Origin of the sequence: Paenibacillus apiarius (genome assembly GCF_017052585.1) — a bacterium.
In the GTDB taxonomy this organism is placed as follows: Bacteria; Bacillota; Bacilli; order Paenibacillales; family Paenibacillaceae; genus Paenibacillus_B; species Paenibacillus_B apiarius.
This window is the reverse complement of record NZ_JAFFHZ010000002.1, coordinates 379,279-396,591: the sequence shown is the minus strand read 5'-3', so window position 1 is coordinate 396,591 and position 17,313 is coordinate 379,279. Positions and strand designations below refer to the sequence as shown.

Genomic DNA, 17,313 nt, shown 5'->3' with positions numbered 1-17,313 from the left:
GCTGTTTTAGCATGGATTTATATTTTTGATTCCATCCCTATCCCTCCAGATTTAAAAAGAAGGCCGAAATAAGGTATACTGAGTATCGGACCTTGACGTGCTTCTAACATGAAATTGAAGGAGATTTCGATTGCATGCGAAAAATGAACTATGAGACCAATCAAAATATAAGGGATCGTGCGGTGCTGGTCACCTTAATAACCGATGAAGTAAAGCGAAGCGGAATTGATCCGCAATACTCATTGGATGAATTGTTCCAGCTGGCCGAAACGGCAGGTGTCGAAGTTCTGGCGACGATGACGCAGCAGCGGGATACGAAAGATTCGAAATGGTTCATTGGAAAAGGGAAGGTTCAAGAACTGAAAGCGGTCATCGAAGAGCTGGGGGCAACCACGGCCATCTTCGATCAGGAGTTGTCCGGAGCCCAGGTTCGCAATCTAGAGGAAGCGCTTGATGTAAAGATCGTCGATCGGACCCAGCTCATCCTCGATATTTTCGCGCAACGCGCGAAGACGAGGGAAGGGATTATTCAGGTGGAGCTGGCGCAGTTGTCTTACCTGCTGCCGCGCTTGTCCGGGCATGGCAAAAATTTATCACGGCTCGGCGGGGGAATCGGGACTCGAGGTCCAGGCGAGACGAAGCTGGAGACCGACCGCAGACATATACGCGGCCGCATAACGGATTTGAAGCGCCAGTTGGACGAAGTGGTTCGACACCGCAACCTCCACCGTGAACGCCGCAAAAAAAGCGGAGTCATTCAGGTAGCGCTGGTCGGCTATACGAATGCCGGCAAGTCCACTCTGCTGCGTCAGCTTGCGCTGGCTGATGTATTGGTGGAAAATCAATTGTTCGCCACGTTGGATCCGACCTCACGACAATGGGAGCTGCCGAATGGTCAGGAAGTCGTGCTTACGGATACGGTCGGCTTCATTCAGAACCTTCCGCATGATCTCGTTGCGGCGTTTCGGGCGACATTGGAGGAAGTGAACGAAGCGGATTTGATATTGCATGTCGTGGACGCCTCTTCGCCGATGCGCGAGGATCAAATGAACGTTGTCGAGGACATTTTGCAGCAGCTGGGGGCGGGCGCCAAGAACGAAATCGTCCTTTATAACAAGAAAGATATGTGCACGCAAGAGCAGCGTCAGCTTCTTCCGCAGAACGATAATCACTTCACGATTAGCGCTTATGACGAGGCAGATCTGGATCGGATTCGGCAAGCGGTACAGCGGCAGCTCGTCGGTCAGACGGTAACATACCGGATTCCGGCAGACCGCGGTGACATAATTGCCTTGGCCTATCGAATGGGAGAGGTGCTGGAGCAGGCTGTAGTCGATGACGATGTGGTCATGCAGGTTCGTCTGGATAAATCGCAAGCGGAACTGCATGGATACAAGCTGGACGATTATCAAGAAAAGTAATGAATCACGATAATGCTTTCACAATATAAGAGGTCTCTCAACACGCAATAAAAGGGGAATGAACATCATGCAATTTACATCGAAGTTAATGCTGCTTGACAATAAAGTTGAAGAAAAGATTGCGGCGCAAGTGCGCAGCATTGAACATATTGCGGAGCGCAATCAATGGAAAGTGATTCAAGCATTCCAAGACCATCGTGTGAGTGATTATCACTTTGCGGCATCGACTGGCTATGGATATAACGATCGCGGCCGCGAGGTGCTGGATGAAGTATACGCTGCGGTGTTTGGCGCGGAAGCAGCCCTTGTGCGGCCTCACTTCGTATCCGGAACGCATACGATAGCGACCGCTCTGTTCGCGGTGCTCCGGCCAGGCGATGAATTGCTGTATATTACAGGAACGCCGTACGATACGCTACATAAAGTGATCGGGCAGACCGGCGATGGCAAAGGATCGCTTCGTGATTGGGGCGTTCAATACAATGAAGTGGATCTGACGGATAACGATGAGATCGATTGGGATGCCGTTCGCTCCTCTATTTCGGAACAGACAAAAGTAATTGGCATTCAACGTTCACGCGGATACGGATGGCGGGCTTCCTTCACTGTGGATCAAATTGCTGACATGGTGCGACGGGTAAAAGAGATTAAGCCGGATGCCATCGTCTTCGTCGATAACTGCTATGGCGAATTTACGGAGCTGCGCGAGCCGACAGAAGCCGGCGTGGATATTATGGCAGGCTCTTTAATTAAAAATCCGGGAGGCGGCATTGCAGAAACAGGCGGCTATATTGCAGGCAAGCTCCAATATGTGGAGGCGGCTGCTTCCCGCCTTACCGCTCCCGGCATCGGAGGCGAAGTCGGAGCGATGTTGGGGATGACACGCTCCATGTATCAAGGACTATTCCTAGCGCCGAGTATCGTCGGACAAGCCGTTCGCGGCAGCGTCTTCGCCGCCGCTCTGTTTGAAGAGCTGGGCTTCGAGACGTCGCCGCATTGGAGCAGCGCGCGCACGGATCTGATTCAAGCGATTCGCTTCCATTCTGCGGAGCATCTGATCGCGTTTGTGCAAGGGGTTCAAAAAGCTTCGGCGGTTGATGCCCACGTCATTCCCGAACCATGGGACATGCCTGGATATGAGCATCCGGTCATTATGGCAGCAGGGACGTTCATTCAAGGGGGCAGTCTGGAGTTGTCTGCGGACGCGCCTATACGTGAACCTTACACGGCTTATATGCAAGGCGGGTTAACCTATGCTCATGCGAAGTTAGGCGCATTAACGGCATTACAAACGATGATAGATAGAGGTCTGCTTCAGCTATAAATTATTTTTTGTGAGTTTTCCTAACATCTGTTGACATGTTTTTGTGCGAAGGATAGAATGAAGAAAAGGAACGGCATAAAAGAGGAAGGTTGATGAACGGTGGGAGATGAAATCCGCAGAAATATGGCGTTGTTTCCAATCGGCATCGTGATGAAGTTAACGGATTTGACGGCACGTCAAATTCGCTATTATGAACAGCATGAACTAATTATGCCTGCTCGTACATCTGGAAATCAGCGTCTTTTCTCGTTTAATGATGTGGAACGTCTGCTCGAAATTAAAGCGCTCATTGAAAAGGGCGTAAATATTGCTGGCATCAAACAAGTGTTGAATCCGGTCTCCAAGGAATCGGAGGAGGCGACCGTGTTAAGCGAGGATTCGGAAAGCAAGCGCAAAGAGCTATCGGATATTCAACTGCACCGCATGCTGAAGCAGCAATTGATGACTGGGAAAAGACCGGGTCAAGTATCGCTAATTCAAGGTGAACTGTCTCGTTTCTTTACGAAATAATCCAATCTATTCTAGGTTAACGAGAAGGAGATGTTACCCTGTGGGCTACACCAAAGATGATATTACACGAATTGCGAAAGAACAGAATGTCCGGTTTATCCGTTTGCAATTTACGGATTTGCTCGGAACGATCAAGAACGTCGAAATTCCGGTAAGCCAATTGCCTAAGGCGCTGGATAATAAGATGATGTTCGACGGCTCTTCCATTGAAGGCTATGTCCGCATTGAAGAATCGGATATGTATCTCGTGCCGGATTTGGATACTTGGGTCGTATTCCCATGGGTAACGGAAGATCGTGTCGCGCGCCTCATCTGCGATGTGTACACTACGGATGGAACGCCTTTTGCCGGCTGCCCGCGCGGTATTTTGAAGCGTGCGCTGAAAGAAGCGGAGGAAATGGGCTTCACGGCAATGAATGTCGGACCAGAGCCAGAGTTCTTCTTGTTTAAAACGGATGAAAAAGGAAATCCGACGATGGAGCTAAACGACCAAGGCGGTTACTTCGACTTGGCGCCAACTGACTTGGGCGAGAACTGCCGTCGCGAGATCGTATTGAAGCTGGAAGAGATGGGCTTCGAAATTGAAGCGTCCCACCATGAAGTGGCGCCGGGACAGCATGAAATCGACTTCAAATATGCGGATGCGATTAAAGCGGCCGATCAAATCCAAACGTTCAAGCTCGTCGTCAAGACCATTGCCCGCCAGCACGGCCTGCATGCGACCTTTATGGCGAAGCCGCTGTTTGGCGTAAACGGTTCGGGCATGCACTGCAACATCTCGCTATTCCATGGCAAAACGAATGCCTTCTATGACGAGTCGGATAAGCTCGGCTTAAGCAAAGAAGCGCGCCAGTTCATGGCTGGAGTATTGAAGCATGCGCGCGGTTTTGCCGCGATTACGAATCCAACGGTTAACTCTTATAAGCGTCTTGTGCCTGGTTATGAAGCTCCGTGTTATGTCGCATGGTCTGCCAGCAACCGCAGTCCGATGGTGCGCATTCCGGCTTCCCGCGGTTTGAGCACGCGGGTTGAAGTCCGCAATCCGGACCCGTCTGCCAACCCGTACTTGGCACTGGCGGCAATTCTTAAAGCCGGACTCGAAGGCATTAAGAAGAAGAGCGATCTGCCGGCTCCGACGGACCGCAACATTTATGTCATGACCGAGGATGAGCGAATCGCCGAAGGCATTCCAAGCTTGCCATCCAGCTTGAAAGAAGCGCTGGAAGCGCTGCTGCGCGACGAGACGATTTGCGATGCGCTGGGCGAACATGCTTTGCAGCACTTCCTGGAGCTCAAAGAAATCGAGTGGGATATGTATCGCACACAAGTTCATCAATGGGAACGCGATCAGTACATGACCTTATATTAATTTTCCAAACCCTTGGCGCTCTAAGCGTCGGGGGTTTTTTATTACGGGGGCACGGAGAGGATTTTTGCGGCGTGGGGAGAGATGCCCCCCAAACGCCCCCCCAAAAAAAAATTATAAGCGAAAAATGTTTTGTATGCTTTCTTCATATTTCTGATATTATCCGCTTCAAGTTTTTTTGAGATGTTGGGCGTATACGTCCGATGTAATTTGGATACTTCCATGACCGAGTCGCTTCCTGGACATACTTCATATCGGCGCCACTCTCTAGCAATATGACGGCGTGTGTGTGGCGAAGCGAGTGGATCGGCAACGGCGGTAGTCCTGCACGTTTTAAAATCCTTGAGAAGGCATTAAAAAGAGAGGATTTCGGCATGAAATTGCCGTCTTCACGGCACAGCACCAGATTAAGATCGTGATGGTATGCGTTAATAAGAGCAAGCTTGTTTTGGTTTTGCCAGTTCATATGATAGCGCAGGTCATTAGAAAGCGATTGACTCATGGTAATTGTACGTGTGGATCGAAATGTTTTGGTATCCCCGAACAGTTCGCTTTTGTCCTTTGCAGTAAAGACCGGTCTCGATTAGTAGCTTTAAGAATATCCAGTAAATATATCCGTATTGGTGCGCTGCTTGCAAGAATCCGGGAATGTCGCTCGATTCTATAAACTTTATACCTTTCTTCTTTCTGGTCCCTTTAAACTCAACGCCTATGCATGGGTTCTTCTCCAACTGGCGGGAATTCCGGCACGATTCGTTGGAACAGGAACGGCGTGGGTAGTAGTTTACTGAGTACTAGTAGTTTTACGGCTGTCATGGGCATGTATCTCGCCGCACTAGCAGCACGATGACAAGCAGGAAACACAGATGCAAGGATTAAAAATATGAATCTGCTGCCTGAAGGTGTGGGGCAGTCGATTGCAAAGGATTAGACATTTCACAATTCATTCCGGGTAGTCAAATCTATCCGGGAAATGAACGAGTCTGTTACGTAATTACGAATCAGGAGGATATCCCGAAACACGAAGATATTGTGTCAATCACAACGGAGGAATATGAGGCTGCGCGTGAAAAATACGTCGTCAATCCGGTTCGACCGTCTTCACCAGAGCAACAGCAGATTGATGCACTGCAAGCTACAGTTCTGGGCCTAATGGAGCAAATTGCACTGCATACGGGAGGTAAGGAGTAATGAAAAGTCCTTTTCTTGATTTCCTTGTAGATTGTTGGAAGAAAGAGCTTGCAGATGAGGAAAGGCTGAAAAAGTATGTACCTCTTTTTATCACTGAAGAAGAACGTCAACAAATCGTAGCTATGCCGAAACAATAAGCGCCTAGCCATAGAGCAGGCGCTATTTTTATGCCCCCGGGATACCCGGGGGCTATTTAAATTTGAGGGGAAAAAGTATGAATCACTTGAAAGAATTAGGACTTACGGTGTGGACGGCTGCTGCTGGAGCAAATGCCAAAGAGGCTACATTGGGGGCCGGCACTGCGTTTATCGGGACGCTTGGATCGTTGCTCGGCGGTTGGAATAAGCCTTTGATATTTTTGCTTGTCCTTATGCTCGCTGATTACATTAGGGGCCTTCTCGGGGCCATAAAAACAAAAACCGTGAACAGCGAGGTTATGTTCTGGGGAGGAATCCGAAAAGTTACGATTCTGTTCGTGATCGGCCTAGCCGCTCTGATTGATTCTTGGATACAACCTGGTTCACTTCTCTTCCGGACCATCGCGATATTCTTTTACGCTGGGCGTGAGGGGTTATCCGTCGTTGAAAACTTGGGAGTTTACGGCGTTGACTTACCTTCGAAGTTAGTTGCATTCCTTGAACAACTGAATGATAAAGGAAAGGAAGTAGATGATCATGACACTCGAAATTAAGCAACGGTTGCTTCCCGACGGCCGGGAGGCAAGCTGGCACTATACCGTGGACGACCGCGAGATTTATCAACATCTACGTGACGACGAGCAGGGCTGGCATGCGGGGACCAACGCCGGCAATACGACATCCATCGGCATTGAGGTTTGCATGTTCAAGGGGATGGACGAGGCGAAGGCATGGCAGCGAGCGGCGGGATTGATTGCCACGCTATGTAAGCGACATGGCTTGGCCATCGATAAGGTTGTCCCGCATAAGCGCTGGAGTGGTAAGGCATGTCCGAGCCGTATCATTCCGCGCTGGGCGGAGTTTATGAAAATGATAGAGAAGGAGCTGGACAAGCAGCAGCCTAAGCCACCAGCCAATGGGGCGACAAACATCTTGGGCAAGGCATCTGCTACGCTGGCGCAGGCGAAGGCGTGGGCCCGATCGAAGAACGCCCCGGCTGAATTTGTCGAGCTCGCCGATCTATATTGGGAGTTGGCGCCGCAGCGCGGCGGCGTAGACCCTGCGGTTGCTTACGTCCAATTCGGGCACGAAACCGGGTATTTGTACCGCGACGGGAAAAGCGCAGCAGGCATCGACGCGACTTATTGTAATCCATGCGGGCTAAAAATCACCGCTGGCGGCGGGGATACGCAGGCATCGGCGCACAAACGGTTCCGAGACTGGAAAGAGGGCATTACGGCCCACTTGGATCATCTGGCGCTTTATGCGGGTGCCGCTGGCTATCCGCGCTCGGGCACGCCCGATCCTCGTCATTTTGCGTATCTATTCGAAACGGCCAAGACGGTGGAGGCGTTGGGTGGTAAATTGGCGCCAGCTGCATCATATGGACACAAATTAGTGCAGTATTTAAAGGAGGTACAAGCAATGGAGAAACCGAAGCAGCAGGATTATGAAGGGCACTGGGCGTAGGTGTCTATTCGACGTGTGATGGACGCGGGAATCATGAATGGCCGTAACACTGGATTTGCGCCGAACCCGATTACGCGAGCAGAGGTGGCCGTGGTGTTGGATAGATTGTTGAAGTCTTCGGGGAAATAAGGGCCGGTGCTGAATCGCTACCACACGAAAAAGAGCCGCGGGAATGATCCTGCGGCTCTTATCTTATTTGTCAGATTCATGCCGACGAATCATCAAAATAGTCCGTATTCCGAATCAACGTATAGGTGACTCCGGTTCAGGGTAATTCACACGTAACGTACGGGCGAAATCTGTTGAAACGATCCCATTCGAAAAATGCATCGGAATGATGCCCTGAAGCGCTTCATCCGCTGACCGCCAGGAATGATTAACTCGGAAGGAGTCTATTGTCCGGGTAGCCAGGACACAGAGACCATTCGACCGTTCACCCCAAATCGCCCAGTTCTTAGAAGGTGAGAGCCACACGACCACATCTGAGTTAAATAGCAATGCATCAGCGGGACTGCCTGCCGGTGCCAACTCCAATACACTCCAATAGTCACCGCCAGACATAGTCACAGGTAACTGAAACCAGTTATAACATCCGAACTCTTTACAAAAATAGTCTGTCGGGCTTGGCTCAATAACTCCCATAACAATGTAAGGATCATGCGATTTGGCTGCAATCTCTTGAAGGAAAGGCCAAAAATCGGCGCTCATTGCCCAATCAAATTCTTCAAATCTAAACTTATCGAAGCAATCCCGAAACACTTGGTCAGGCAACCGCGACTCGCAAAGTACCATATCCTCAGCTAGTGCAGCAACCTCTTCAAATTGGCTCCTATTTTTAATTATCACCATTTCGTTTCCCATTGTTTATTGCTCCCCAATCTGATTTTGGTATCAATTTTTTGACTGCCTCCTTTATAAAAGTCAGCTGTTGTCCCGTTAGCATTCCTGTAGATGGATTAATTTCGTCTTTGAAAAAAGAAAAGCGCCTCGGTACGATGGGAGTACGCAACGGGTCATAGCCCTTAAAATCCCATCATCTAGGAGGACGCTCTACTATGAAGTTTAAATCGCAGGACAAACAAAATCAACTCATTGAAAAAATTACTGCTCAGCATCTCGTCGTCGGGATCGACATCGCTCAGCAAATGCATGTCGCACGTGCTGTTAACTTTCGTGGAATTGTTGTCGGTAATCCTTTATCCTTGTCAAATGATGAAGAAGGCTTTCACAGCCTTCTCCAGTGGATCCTTTCGCTGCAAGCCGCTCATGGACTAACGGCAGCCATTGTTGGCATGGAACCTACCGGGCATTACTGGCTCAATCTCTCCAGGTGGCTCTCCGAGCGCCAGTTTGAAGTCGTTCTTGTTAATCCACACCTGGTTAAGAAAACCGCGACAATACACCATCCAAAAGCGACAAGAAAGATGCGCTAGTCATAGCCGACATGGTTAAGAATGGCTACTACTCATTCACTCGTAACACGCCCGAAGCCTTTGAAGAGCTTCGAGTCTTTCTCTCAAATCGGGACTCTGTCGTAACGAGACTCGTTAGTGCCAAAAACCAAATCCATCGTTGGGTAGACATTGTTTTCCCGGAGCTGCGTCAGGTCTTTAAGAGCCTGATGTGCACCGGTTCGTTGGGCCACCCTTCGTCTTTTCCCTACGCCTGAAGAAATTCGTAAACTACAGCCTAAAGATATCATTGAAGGGTGGAAATCGCTGATGAAGCGTCATTCTGGTGAGCGAAAAGCTCGTGCTCTCATCGCGCTTGCTAGCTGTTCCGTTGGTTCTAAACAAGCCACGAATGCCTACAAGCTTCACTTAAAGCAATTATTCGATGAGTACGACCTTGCTTGCCTGCAGCTCAAAACGGTTGAAATGGAGATCATCGCCGTGTTGGATCGTATTCCCTTTGCCAAGTCTATGCTTGCTGTCAAAGGGATTAGCGCCATTTCACTGGCCGGTATTCTTGGTGAGGCAGGAGATTTAAGCGGCTTTGTTCACGGCAATGCACTTTTGCGACATGCTGGCCTCAACCTTGCGGAAGCAAGCTCAGGAAAATGGACTGGACAGATGAAAATTAGTAAACGAGGACGATCTCGCCTCCGCCGTTTCATCTTCATGATGACCATGAGTTTAGTGGCGAACAATCCGGAATTCAAAGCCATGCACGCGTACAATGTACAGATAAAAAAGATGAAGAAAATGAGGTCTCTTATGAAGCTATGTGGTAAATTAGCTCGAATACTCGTTGGAATGGCTCGGAGCCGTGAAGCCTACAAACCTCATAAAACAATACCAATTCAACTAGCAGCTTAAGCAATATCCTACCATTTCGTCGTACGAATTTTGGCTTATTCGCGGGATTTCAAAAAGAAAGCACAGAGTACCGGATGTATTCAACCAAAGGGCACCGACCCGTACCGTTAGCTAGACCGGCCTCCACCCCTTGGACAGGTGTAACGAAGGAATGAGAGGGCATAGACCCGTTGAGACATGGGAGTGATAACCTCCAGGGGCGGCGTGGAGAATGCGTGCAGTATATGGAAGGATATGGGGTTTCGACCTCCCCCTCTATTTCCTCGCGCCTTCATGTTATCCTGGTCTTCTATGGTCTTCCATTTACTATCTTTCTGGATTTCTGGCAAGGGTGAAATCCTGCGAATAAGCGAGCATTCGTGAGAAAATTAAATCGTACCGAGGGAGTTCCTGTAACACCACCAGTTTCGCTTGCGCATTCCATTTTTTCCGCATGCTAAAAGCTCCCCTTATAGCAGAAGGTTTTTGTTATTTCACCTGTCTACTTTAAGGGCAATGTCATTAAGTTAATAGAGTAATGACCTGCGGATGTAAAATAGGTGAATGACTATAAGCTTAGTCGTCCGCTAATTTTATATTTCTGGCATGACAAATACAGATGCACTACCTGCATCTGTGACGTAGTCACTCTCAACTTGGAGTTGTCTATGAAACCCTACAGGTAAACCCAACAGCAGATATTGGGTTTTGGAATCGTGGGAATTTTCTGCCTTTCCGTATTAGAGATAGATGTTTTGCAATCAGATCAAGAAGACTATCTTCTGAGAGTTTATCCCTAAAATATTGCCTACAAATAAGCATCGCAGCCGAGAAGTTGATTCGCTTGGTTGCTTCATTGGGAATCTGAGCTTGATGTGCAATTAAGGCAGAGAAGTTGTAAAGGATGAAACGAGAAAATACTTCTTGTAGCATGGAACTCGGCTTTTTACTATGTAGATTCACTAACCCTACAGCATATTTGAGTTCTCGGAAGGAGGTCTCTATGCCCCAACGCCTATTGTAGAGTTCTTTAATTGTATCAGGCGGGAAATTCCCGGAATCTAAATTTGTAAAAACTGTTTCATATGATACATCAGAAATGGCAAAGCGGACAACTCTGAAGCACAAATCGTATAGGCGATCATCTTTTGGATAAAGATAATCAAATGTTGTATGTGGCTGTATCCAACGATATCGGACAGGGTCTTTTTTCAACAAGGACAAGGTTTGCTTAGTTTGTCGTATTGTTAGCGACAGTGTGACTTGGATATCAAACTCGGCCTGGTCTGGTACAGCTAACTTAGAAATGATTCCGTAAGACTCCTTTGAACGTATAATGTAATTCCATGATTTTTCCTGAAAATGGGCTATATTATTAAAAGATTCATAGCCTCGGTCTGCTATAACTATGACTTTTCCTGAATAATTAGATCGATCTACCATAGTGACAAGGGCTTTGTGTTCATTCATCCCTTTTTTCCGTTGGACAGACGCATCTACATAAACATGCCGCATCAAATCATACATGGCGTCAATATGGACTAAATTATACCCCTTAGTATTGCTCTCATTTTTCATGTACGATTCTGAATCGTTCGGATTTGTAGGCAGTCGTAAGTCAGTACCATCTACTGCAAATAAGCGATACCCATTAAACAACACGCTTTCATCGCATGATGCAACAAATCTGTGGAATAAGGTTTCTATAGCGCTTGGCAATATTTTTTCGCGTTGTTGGACAAAGGCTGAAACCGATGCTGTATCTTTAGAAAAAGAAAACCATTCGTAGAGTTCCTTACAAAGGCTATTCCCTCCCATACCGATTAGCATTTGAAGCATAGTCTCGAAAGTTAGTTTTCGGTTTCTTGAAAAGTCGTGACCAGGTCTCCTAACATAGTCATCCAGTGTAGCTGCCATTGATTTGATATTGTTTGATAAAATTTCCTTGATTTTTGAAGGTCTAAGCGTCGTTTTCATTCAGCGTTCCTCCTTGAAAAGTGTCTTTAAGGATTGGACGCCGATTTCCCAGCTTTGTCAAGTGTTTTTTTCTTTTTGTGAAGTATTTTTTATGTCTACCTAATCAATAGAGAAATCCCAATTACCATAAATCTTGTGGCAATCGGGATTCTAAAGTAGTTAACTTAATGACATTGACTTTAAGGGGAGCATATCAAAGCATCCCCCGGCTCTTAAATATAGAAAAAGACAATGTGGCTGTATTAATTTGTAATTGTTACATAATAATAGATTCTGTCTCCATTTGGGTGATCTGCGACTACAGTAGCCATTCCAGGCTCGAGGGCGAGTAGGTTACCGTATATATCTAAATAGATTAGATTGCTACCGACACCTACCCAAAAATTACTTCCAGTTAACTGTCTTCCCTCACCTACTCTTAAATTAAGATTAACTTCGATATCATTTGATGCCGTAACAGAATGTTGTAGTTGTGCTTTATCAATATTGTTATTCGTTGGTGTTGGTGCCGCCATAGCGACTTGGGAAGACAGCAACATCACAGAAGCAAGGGTTAAAGCAAAAATCTTTTTCGTCATGATACACGCCTCCTAAAATATTGTAGGTGACTGTAACGATGATGATGCTATAAACCCAATCTACCACACATACTATAAAAAATCAAATATTTAACATAAATTCCAATGTAAATATTTTTGTTGCACCAACCGAATTGAAATTAAATCTGTGAGTAATTAGAAAAACCGCATGATATTTCCGAACGGCTCTTTATTTCTTTGCTACCCCATTTGACAAACTTAACCCCATATAAGCCCGCATTCGAACGCCCACCTCTGCAGTTATCAACGCCCACAACATGCGGAAATCACCATGATAACCACGGCATACAAACTCAGCTCGTATCCCTTCATTATCACGGTTCACCTCATAAACCTTGATCCCGCGTTGACGAAACTCCCGTTGAACCTCAGAGAGCACCTTTGTGGTGCAGTCCATCGCCCGCGTAATCATATCAGTGTACGGCCCCGGAGTCTTCACGGACTCATCGATTATTTTCGAATCTCGCTCAAATACCGTTAGTATCATTGGAAGGAGCAGGTAAGACTTGATTAGCTCAAGCGGGCTTTACTAATTTACTTTCTCCCGGATATAACAAGAACAAATGTTCTTGTTTACGAGGTGGTTAACATGTCTCCTGTAGGAGCGACTGCGGAGGCTTTTGTTGTTAAAGCAAAAGAATATTCCATAGAACAATACAATTTCCTTTTTTCAGTGTCCAATGCAACAGATTACTATGAAGCTCAACGATCTAGGTAGCCTCAACTAACACGAATAAGGAAAAGATGAATACAATGCAATGAAACACAAAAAGTTTATCTGTAAATATTGTCGTTTTATAAAGGATCTTCATTGTACAAACCAACAGAATTGAAATTTATAGCTATGAGCAATTAGAAAAGCCGCGGGATAGATCCCGCGGCTCTTTTTTGATTTAAAAAGCTCTAGCAGCAAACTCGAATTTATGTCCACTTCCGCCATCTTTCGGAACAATGATATATCTATAGAAACCTTTGTATGATTTCGATGGTCTAAAAGATTTTGTTAAGCGAAACTTGTTACCTTTTGTGGTTTTTCCGGTTGAGACTTGTTTATTATCTTCATTATAAATTTTAATAGTCATACCTACATTGTCTGTGTCGTTCAAATGGAAACGTATCTCATTGCCATAACTAGGTTCATAGTAAAATGAGCCTTTGAATTCGCCTTCATCAGGCATCACATCATCTACTTTATCCAATTCCTCCATTGTACTATATTCCGTGACAGAAAAATCATCAGTAATAGCACTTGGCTGAGCAGAGGCAGAAACAGGAATTGCTGCAAGTATTGTAGCCACCGCGGTTAAAGTAAGAAGCAACTTTTTCATTTACACAACCTCCTAAAATAATTTAGGTGACTGTACAATGATGATGTTCTAAATCTAATCTACCATATAGCTTGCTTAAAATCAAATAATTTACAAATATCCCAAATAAAACATTTTGTTTCGCTAGAGTTTCATTGATGCAAACCAAAAGATTAGAAACTATATTTATTTTTCTAGGCCCTATGAATCCTTCATCTATTAAAGCAGAAGGATTTAAGAAACTTGATGGAGTGGAAGTTCTCGTAAACAATGAGAAAGAAATTAGATTAAAGACAGAAGTTGATGGTTTAGTTGGAATTTCGGTACAAGAGCAAGCAACAAAAGAGCTTACAATGACTACATATAAAGCGACTGAAGTCAATCCTCATCTTTTTTTTTATAAATTCTTTAAACAGGGGCAAAATTGATCGAAGCTTTACTTTTGACTGCGGCTGTTGTAGCAATAAATGAAATCGACTTCGCTAAAACAGATTCTATCGCGGCGCCAAACCTTAGAAATAATAACAAATACGATCACTATTATGCTAAAATAATGCAAGGAGACCTATGGATTGGTCCAGCTTTTTGAGAGAGTGTCGCGGTTAAGAGACGCTGCTCTGGTAGCTAAAAAAGCAGGGGGAGGAAAAGAACCTGTAGGACCAGAGATTGAGGGCGCTGGCTTAGGGTTTGGGTTACTATTATCATTTTCACACTTGGAATCGTGTGGGTGGACATTCGTTCTTTTAAACAAGCGGAGGTGTAGTTAGGTGAAGGAACTTCACAAAAAATTCATTGAACAACAATTTCCGCTTACATATACTAATCTTGCAGTTGAAAGAATGTTAAAAGAAAGATACTCTGCCAAAGAGATCCCTAAGTCATCATTAAGTGACTTGCAATATGATCGGCAAGGGAATTATGAAAAGATATGTAAGTGTTTCGAAATTGATGAAAAAGAGATTTTGAAACGAGTTTTTAGTGAGACGGATAAAATGTTTCATGAAGAATACAAGAATGGTCGATCACCAAACTCACATGAGACCGATTGGAGTAAAATAAAAGCAGGAGAATTACTCCGTGTAATTCTGATAAGTGATGATGGTGAAACAATGAGTAATTACACAGTGCAAGGAATTTGTACGGCTTTAGTCAACGATCTCACTATTATGCTGGGTATTTCCCAAGAAAAATGTTCGCTGGAGAACAACTATTATGTGAAATATCTTCAATTGCTACAGTTACGAGGTTATTTGTAGTATCGTAATTTTAGGTTAAGAGGATGGTGCTTAGACACTGTCCTTTTTTTGATATCTATTCGACTCTAGGTCAACAACGACGACTAAATGAGATATTTAGGGATTTTTTAATCGTATAATTTCCTCTATATCCCCGCGGTCTTGTAATTTTGCCGCATGAGCGGTTAAGAGCATTTGTAAATTTCCACAAGTTGCACACTAAGTTGAAATTGCGCACTTTGACTTAAAGCTGAATCATCAATTTTCTTTTTTATTGTGGGGGGCGCTGATGGTTTATCGAGTGCGATTTAGGGGGATGCCCCCTCAACAGAGACGGCGTGGTTATAGATAACGCAGAAGGCGCCAGAGGTTGCGCTCGGATTTGAGCGGAACATAGAGGCTTGGAATATCCGCTGCTGTAGGCGATATCTTCACCTCTTTTAACTGACTATATAAGTATCTACGACAAAAGATAACCCGGCAGGATTATTTGAAAATGGTGGGTTAACATTATAAGCAAGAACAGGTACAGGATCGCTAATATTTTATACTTCAGTTACTGCTTCGTGGGCGTTATCGGTGAAAACAGAGAGACTGATTATCACCTCAACGGGGGTGGCGAGTCCCATCGTCGCACATACCATGGCAAATCCTCGACTTTGACCATCCGAAATTGATGCTTTCCAAATATATTCAGGTGTAAAAGCAGCTGAATAATCAGAGGCTTTTAACTATTTTGCAAGTGCTTCAGGAGCGGCGTTGCTCTTGAAACGTATACTTTGGCGCTTTTAGAAGCTTAGTGAAGATAGAAAAGAAAGATAGGGGCTAAATATAGCCAGTTATCTAATGAACAAGTCATAATTTCAGAAGAAACCTCTGAAAAGGTAATGCAAATAACCATAGCCGCCCTGAAATAGGGCGGCATTTTTTCAAAATTAAACAGGATAAATACGATAGACTGGATAAACAGGGCCTTCATAAGTAACACCCCACCACTCTCCAACTCCATCTCCATACGAAATGACGGTTGTTATATTAAGTTGTCCAGAATATTTTCCGTCGTTGTAATGATAAACTTGCGGGATGGATGATGTTGTCGGGTAGAGCTTTTTATTATATGTCCTTACTTCTCGTTCAGTACAGTTGATTGCATAGTTTTCTGATACTGATGAGTTCTGGCCCTTTGCAAGGATCGAGGCTGCACCGGCCGCAGGTACAATCGCACTTGCTAACAACATGCCTGACAATACAACTGACAAGATTTTGAAACGCATGAGTATCCCCTTCCATATTCAAATTTATTAACACAATATTATCCATATGTTCTAATTTGAATAATATGCTTAAAATGGTTGCTGGCCACTTTATCATAAAGGGCAGCTCCATAGCAATAGAAAACTAAGCCGTCCAATAACCGGTGGCATTTTTCATCATTGGATAAGATAAACAGGGTTCTATACAAGGAAAAGTATGATTTTGTAAATTATTTTTATAAAAGGAATAACAATCAAATTAATTTAATATCTTGATACAGGTAAAGGAAATCATTTTCATTTCAGAGGAGTGAGTGGAGTTGAAAAAGATTTTAGCTTTGTTATTGGTAGCTTCAAGTGTTGCTGCAATTTCTCAGACCGCTTTTGCGCAGACTAACCCTGCTGAGACTCACAATCAGATCTCAACTGTTTCCCAAAAAGAAAGTACTGCAGAGAGTGTGATCTATACTTTTTGGCATCGAAATCTTTACAAAGAGGGAAATATGACAAAAGTAGGCGGGACATTCACGCTCAACTTTCAACACACGGTGACATTTCGAGTTTTCCAACATCCTGCTAATGATTCAGATAAAGGGAAGCCTATTTCCGCACACTACATTTTACAAAACAATAGCACCGGCTCATTCGTGCCCGTCATTGTAAATGGTGAGTTTTACAATGGCCCTGCTACATTATCTCCTGGGACATATAGTATGTACTATATTAATAAATCTGAGTTTCCGATCAATTTCGATGCATTTGTAATTAGTCCTTGACTTTTGATGGAGTCGCTGATTATTCAGCGACTATTTTGTTCCATGTCATTAACGAACAGCACGGATGTCGATTGGTATAAGTGGACAAATACGGCAGGACAAAATAAGGTGATAAATTTATTGCTTTATAAGACTGGTGAAGGAAATTATGATTTAGGTATTATAATTCGTTACAAAGATGGGACGGAAACCACCAAACTATACGCAGTTGAAGACGGTAAAGTACGTTATATTCCAAACTTATATATTCCTGCAGTTGCTACACTCTTTTTTGTAATCGAAGCGAAAGTTTTCCATGATCCATCAGATGTATATAGTATTTATCTTGTAGATCCTACGTTGGAAAAATGAGTTTTGGTCGTATAGATAATGTTTTACTTTAGCACCCACAGTGGTGCTTTTTCTCATTCATGTTACATGCAGGTTTATGAAGAGCCGCAGGACAAATCT

The 17,313-nt window shown here is 44.8% G+C and carries 20 protein-coding genes and 1 pseudogene; 14 read left to right on the top strand and 7 right to left on the bottom strand.

The features are described 5' to 3' along the window. The first annotated feature begins 134 nt into the window (after positions 1 to 134). The 4 genes from hflX to glnA all read left to right on the top strand — a co-directional run bounded on the left by hflX (position 135) and on the right by glnA (position 4,624). Positions 135 to 1,421, top strand: a complete 1,287-nt coding sequence (hflX, locus tag JSQ80_RS27810) for a GTPase HflX (protein ID WP_206098018.1) — start codon at positions 135 to 137, stop codon at positions 1,419 to 1,421. A gap of 88 nt (positions 1,422 to 1,509) precedes the next feature. Continuing rightward, complete coding sequence (locus JSQ80_RS27805) at positions 1,510 to 2,745, top strand: methionine gamma-lyase family protein (RefSeq protein WP_418888917.1); 1,236 nt, start codon at positions 1,510 to 1,512, stop codon at positions 2,743 to 2,745. A 99-nt stretch (positions 2,746 to 2,844) separates the two neighbouring features. Continuing rightward, positions 2,845 to 3,255 (top strand): MerR family transcriptional regulator, encoded by a 411-nt coding sequence (locus JSQ80_RS27800; protein ID WP_087435498.1) that lies wholly within the window; start codon positions 2,845 to 2,847, stop codon positions 3,253 to 3,255. 40 nt (positions 3,256 to 3,295) lie between these two features. Beyond that, positions 3,296 to 4,624, top strand: a complete 1,329-nt coding sequence (gene glnA / locus JSQ80_RS27795) for a type I glutamate--ammonia ligase (protein WP_087435499.1) — start codon at positions 3,296 to 3,298, stop codon at positions 4,622 to 4,624. Positions 4,625 to 4,766: 142 nt separating this feature from the next. Here the strand turns inward: glnA and JSQ80_RS30170 are convergent, their stop codons facing one another. Continuing rightward, positions 4,767 to 5,087: a tyrosine-type recombinase/integrase gene (locus JSQ80_RS30170; RefSeq protein ID WP_418888916.1), complete on the bottom strand. Its 321-nt coding sequence runs from the start codon at positions 5,085 to 5,087 to the stop codon at positions 4,767 to 4,769. A 566-nt stretch (positions 5,088 to 5,653) separates the two neighbouring features. Here JSQ80_RS30170 and JSQ80_RS27785 point away from each other — a divergent pair. The 4 genes from JSQ80_RS27785 (at position 5,654) to JSQ80_RS29890 (ending at position 7,419) form a co-directional block, all read left to right on the top strand. After that, on the top strand, positions 5,654 to 5,812 hold the full coding sequence (locus tag JSQ80_RS27785) for a hypothetical protein (protein ID WP_206098017.1): 159 nt from the start codon (positions 5,654 to 5,656) through the stop codon (positions 5,810 to 5,812). Next, positions 5,812 to 5,949 (top strand): hypothetical protein, encoded by a 138-nt coding sequence (locus JSQ80_RS27780; protein ID WP_206098016.1) that lies wholly within the window; start codon positions 5,812 to 5,814, stop codon positions 5,947 to 5,949. Before JSQ80_RS27785 ends, JSQ80_RS27780 begins: the two co-directional genes overlap by 1 nt. A 77-nt stretch (positions 5,950 to 6,026) precedes the next feature. After that, positions 6,027 to 6,503 (top strand): phage holin family protein, encoded by a 477-nt coding sequence (locus tag JSQ80_RS27775; protein ID WP_206098015.1) that lies wholly within the window; start codon positions 6,027 to 6,029, stop codon positions 6,501 to 6,503. Further along, positions 6,487 to 7,419 carry an N-acetylmuramoyl-L-alanine amidase gene (locus JSQ80_RS29890; RefSeq protein WP_206098014.1) on the top strand — a complete coding sequence of 311 codons (933 nt, stop codon included), beginning with the start codon at positions 6,487 to 6,489 and terminating at the stop codon, positions 7,417 to 7,419. The genes JSQ80_RS27775 and JSQ80_RS29890 overlap by 17 nt, the downstream gene beginning before the upstream one ends. A gap of 243 nt (positions 7,420 to 7,662) precedes the next feature. Here JSQ80_RS29890 and JSQ80_RS27765 read toward each other — a convergent pair whose 3' ends face one another. Beyond that, positions 7,663 to 8,280, bottom strand: a complete 618-nt coding sequence (locus JSQ80_RS27765; protein ID WP_206098013.1) for a hypothetical protein — start codon at positions 8,278 to 8,280, stop codon at positions 7,663 to 7,665. Between the two features lie 194 nt (positions 8,281 to 8,474). Between JSQ80_RS27765 and JSQ80_RS30165 the strand changes: the two are divergent. Beyond that, positions 8,475 to 9,088 (top strand): annotated as a pseudogene (locus tag JSQ80_RS30165) (IS110 family transposase). A 52-nt stretch (positions 9,089 to 9,140) separates the two neighbouring features. Next, positions 9,141 to 9,737 (top strand): transposase, encoded by a 597-nt coding sequence (locus tag JSQ80_RS30160; RefSeq protein WP_418888912.1) that lies wholly within the window; start codon positions 9,141 to 9,143, stop codon positions 9,735 to 9,737. A gap of 645 nt (positions 9,738 to 10,382) precedes the next feature. On the opposite strand, the gene JSQ80_RS27755 is transcribed toward JSQ80_RS30160, so the two are convergent. From JSQ80_RS27755 to JSQ80_RS27745, 4 genes are all read right to left on the bottom strand, one after another. Next, on the bottom strand, positions 10,383 to 11,693 hold the full coding sequence (locus tag JSQ80_RS27755; protein ID WP_206098012.1) for an IS4 family transposase: 1,311 nt from the start codon (positions 11,691 to 11,693) through the stop codon (positions 10,383 to 10,385). Between the two features lie 242 nt (positions 11,694 to 11,935). Further along, entirely contained in the window at positions 11,936 to 12,271 is a 336-nt protein-coding gene (locus JSQ80_RS27750) for a BLB8/JUQZ-1 family protein (protein ID WP_206098011.1), read from the bottom strand. 190 nt (positions 12,272 to 12,461) lie between these two features. Next, positions 12,462 to 12,803 (bottom strand): YhjD family protein, encoded by a 342-nt coding sequence (locus JSQ80_RS30230; RefSeq protein WP_472850244.1) that lies wholly within the window; start codon positions 12,801 to 12,803, stop codon positions 12,462 to 12,464. A gap of 382 nt (positions 12,804 to 13,185) precedes the next feature. Then, a complete protein-coding gene (locus JSQ80_RS27745) occupies positions 13,186 to 13,620 on the bottom strand; it encodes a hypothetical protein (protein ID WP_206098010.1) in 435 nt (144 codons plus the stop codon). Positions 13,621 to 13,757: 137 nt separating this feature from the next. Here JSQ80_RS27745 and JSQ80_RS27740 point away from each other — a divergent pair, with 137 nt between their 5' ends. Next, positions 13,758 to 14,027: a hypothetical protein gene (locus JSQ80_RS27740; protein WP_206098009.1), complete on the top strand. Its 270-nt coding sequence runs from the start codon at positions 13,758 to 13,760 to the stop codon at positions 14,025 to 14,027. A 339-nt stretch (positions 14,028 to 14,366) separates the two neighbouring features. After that, entirely contained in the window at positions 14,367 to 14,855 is a 489-nt protein-coding gene (locus JSQ80_RS27735; protein ID WP_206098008.1) for a hypothetical protein, read from the top strand. Positions 14,856 to 15,769: 914 nt separating this feature from the next. Here JSQ80_RS27735 and JSQ80_RS27730 read toward each other — a convergent pair. Next, complete coding sequence (locus tag JSQ80_RS27730) at positions 15,770 to 16,108, bottom strand: PAS sensor protein (RefSeq protein WP_206098007.1); 339 nt, start codon at positions 16,106 to 16,108, stop codon at positions 15,770 to 15,772. A 299-nt stretch (positions 16,109 to 16,407) separates the two neighbouring features. Here JSQ80_RS27730 and JSQ80_RS27725 point away from each other — a divergent pair, with 299 nt between their 5' ends. Both JSQ80_RS27725 and JSQ80_RS27720 read left to right on the top strand, forming a co-directional pair. Next, on the top strand, positions 16,408 to 16,863 hold the full coding sequence (locus tag JSQ80_RS27725) for a hypothetical protein (protein WP_206098006.1): 456 nt from the start codon (positions 16,408 to 16,410) through the stop codon (positions 16,861 to 16,863). Positions 16,864 to 16,971: 108 nt separating this feature from the next. Beyond that, positions 16,972 to 17,214 (top strand): hypothetical protein, encoded by a 243-nt coding sequence (locus tag JSQ80_RS27720; RefSeq protein ID WP_206098005.1) that lies wholly within the window; start codon positions 16,972 to 16,974, stop codon positions 17,212 to 17,214. Positions 17,215 to 17,313: the final 99 nt, after the last annotated feature.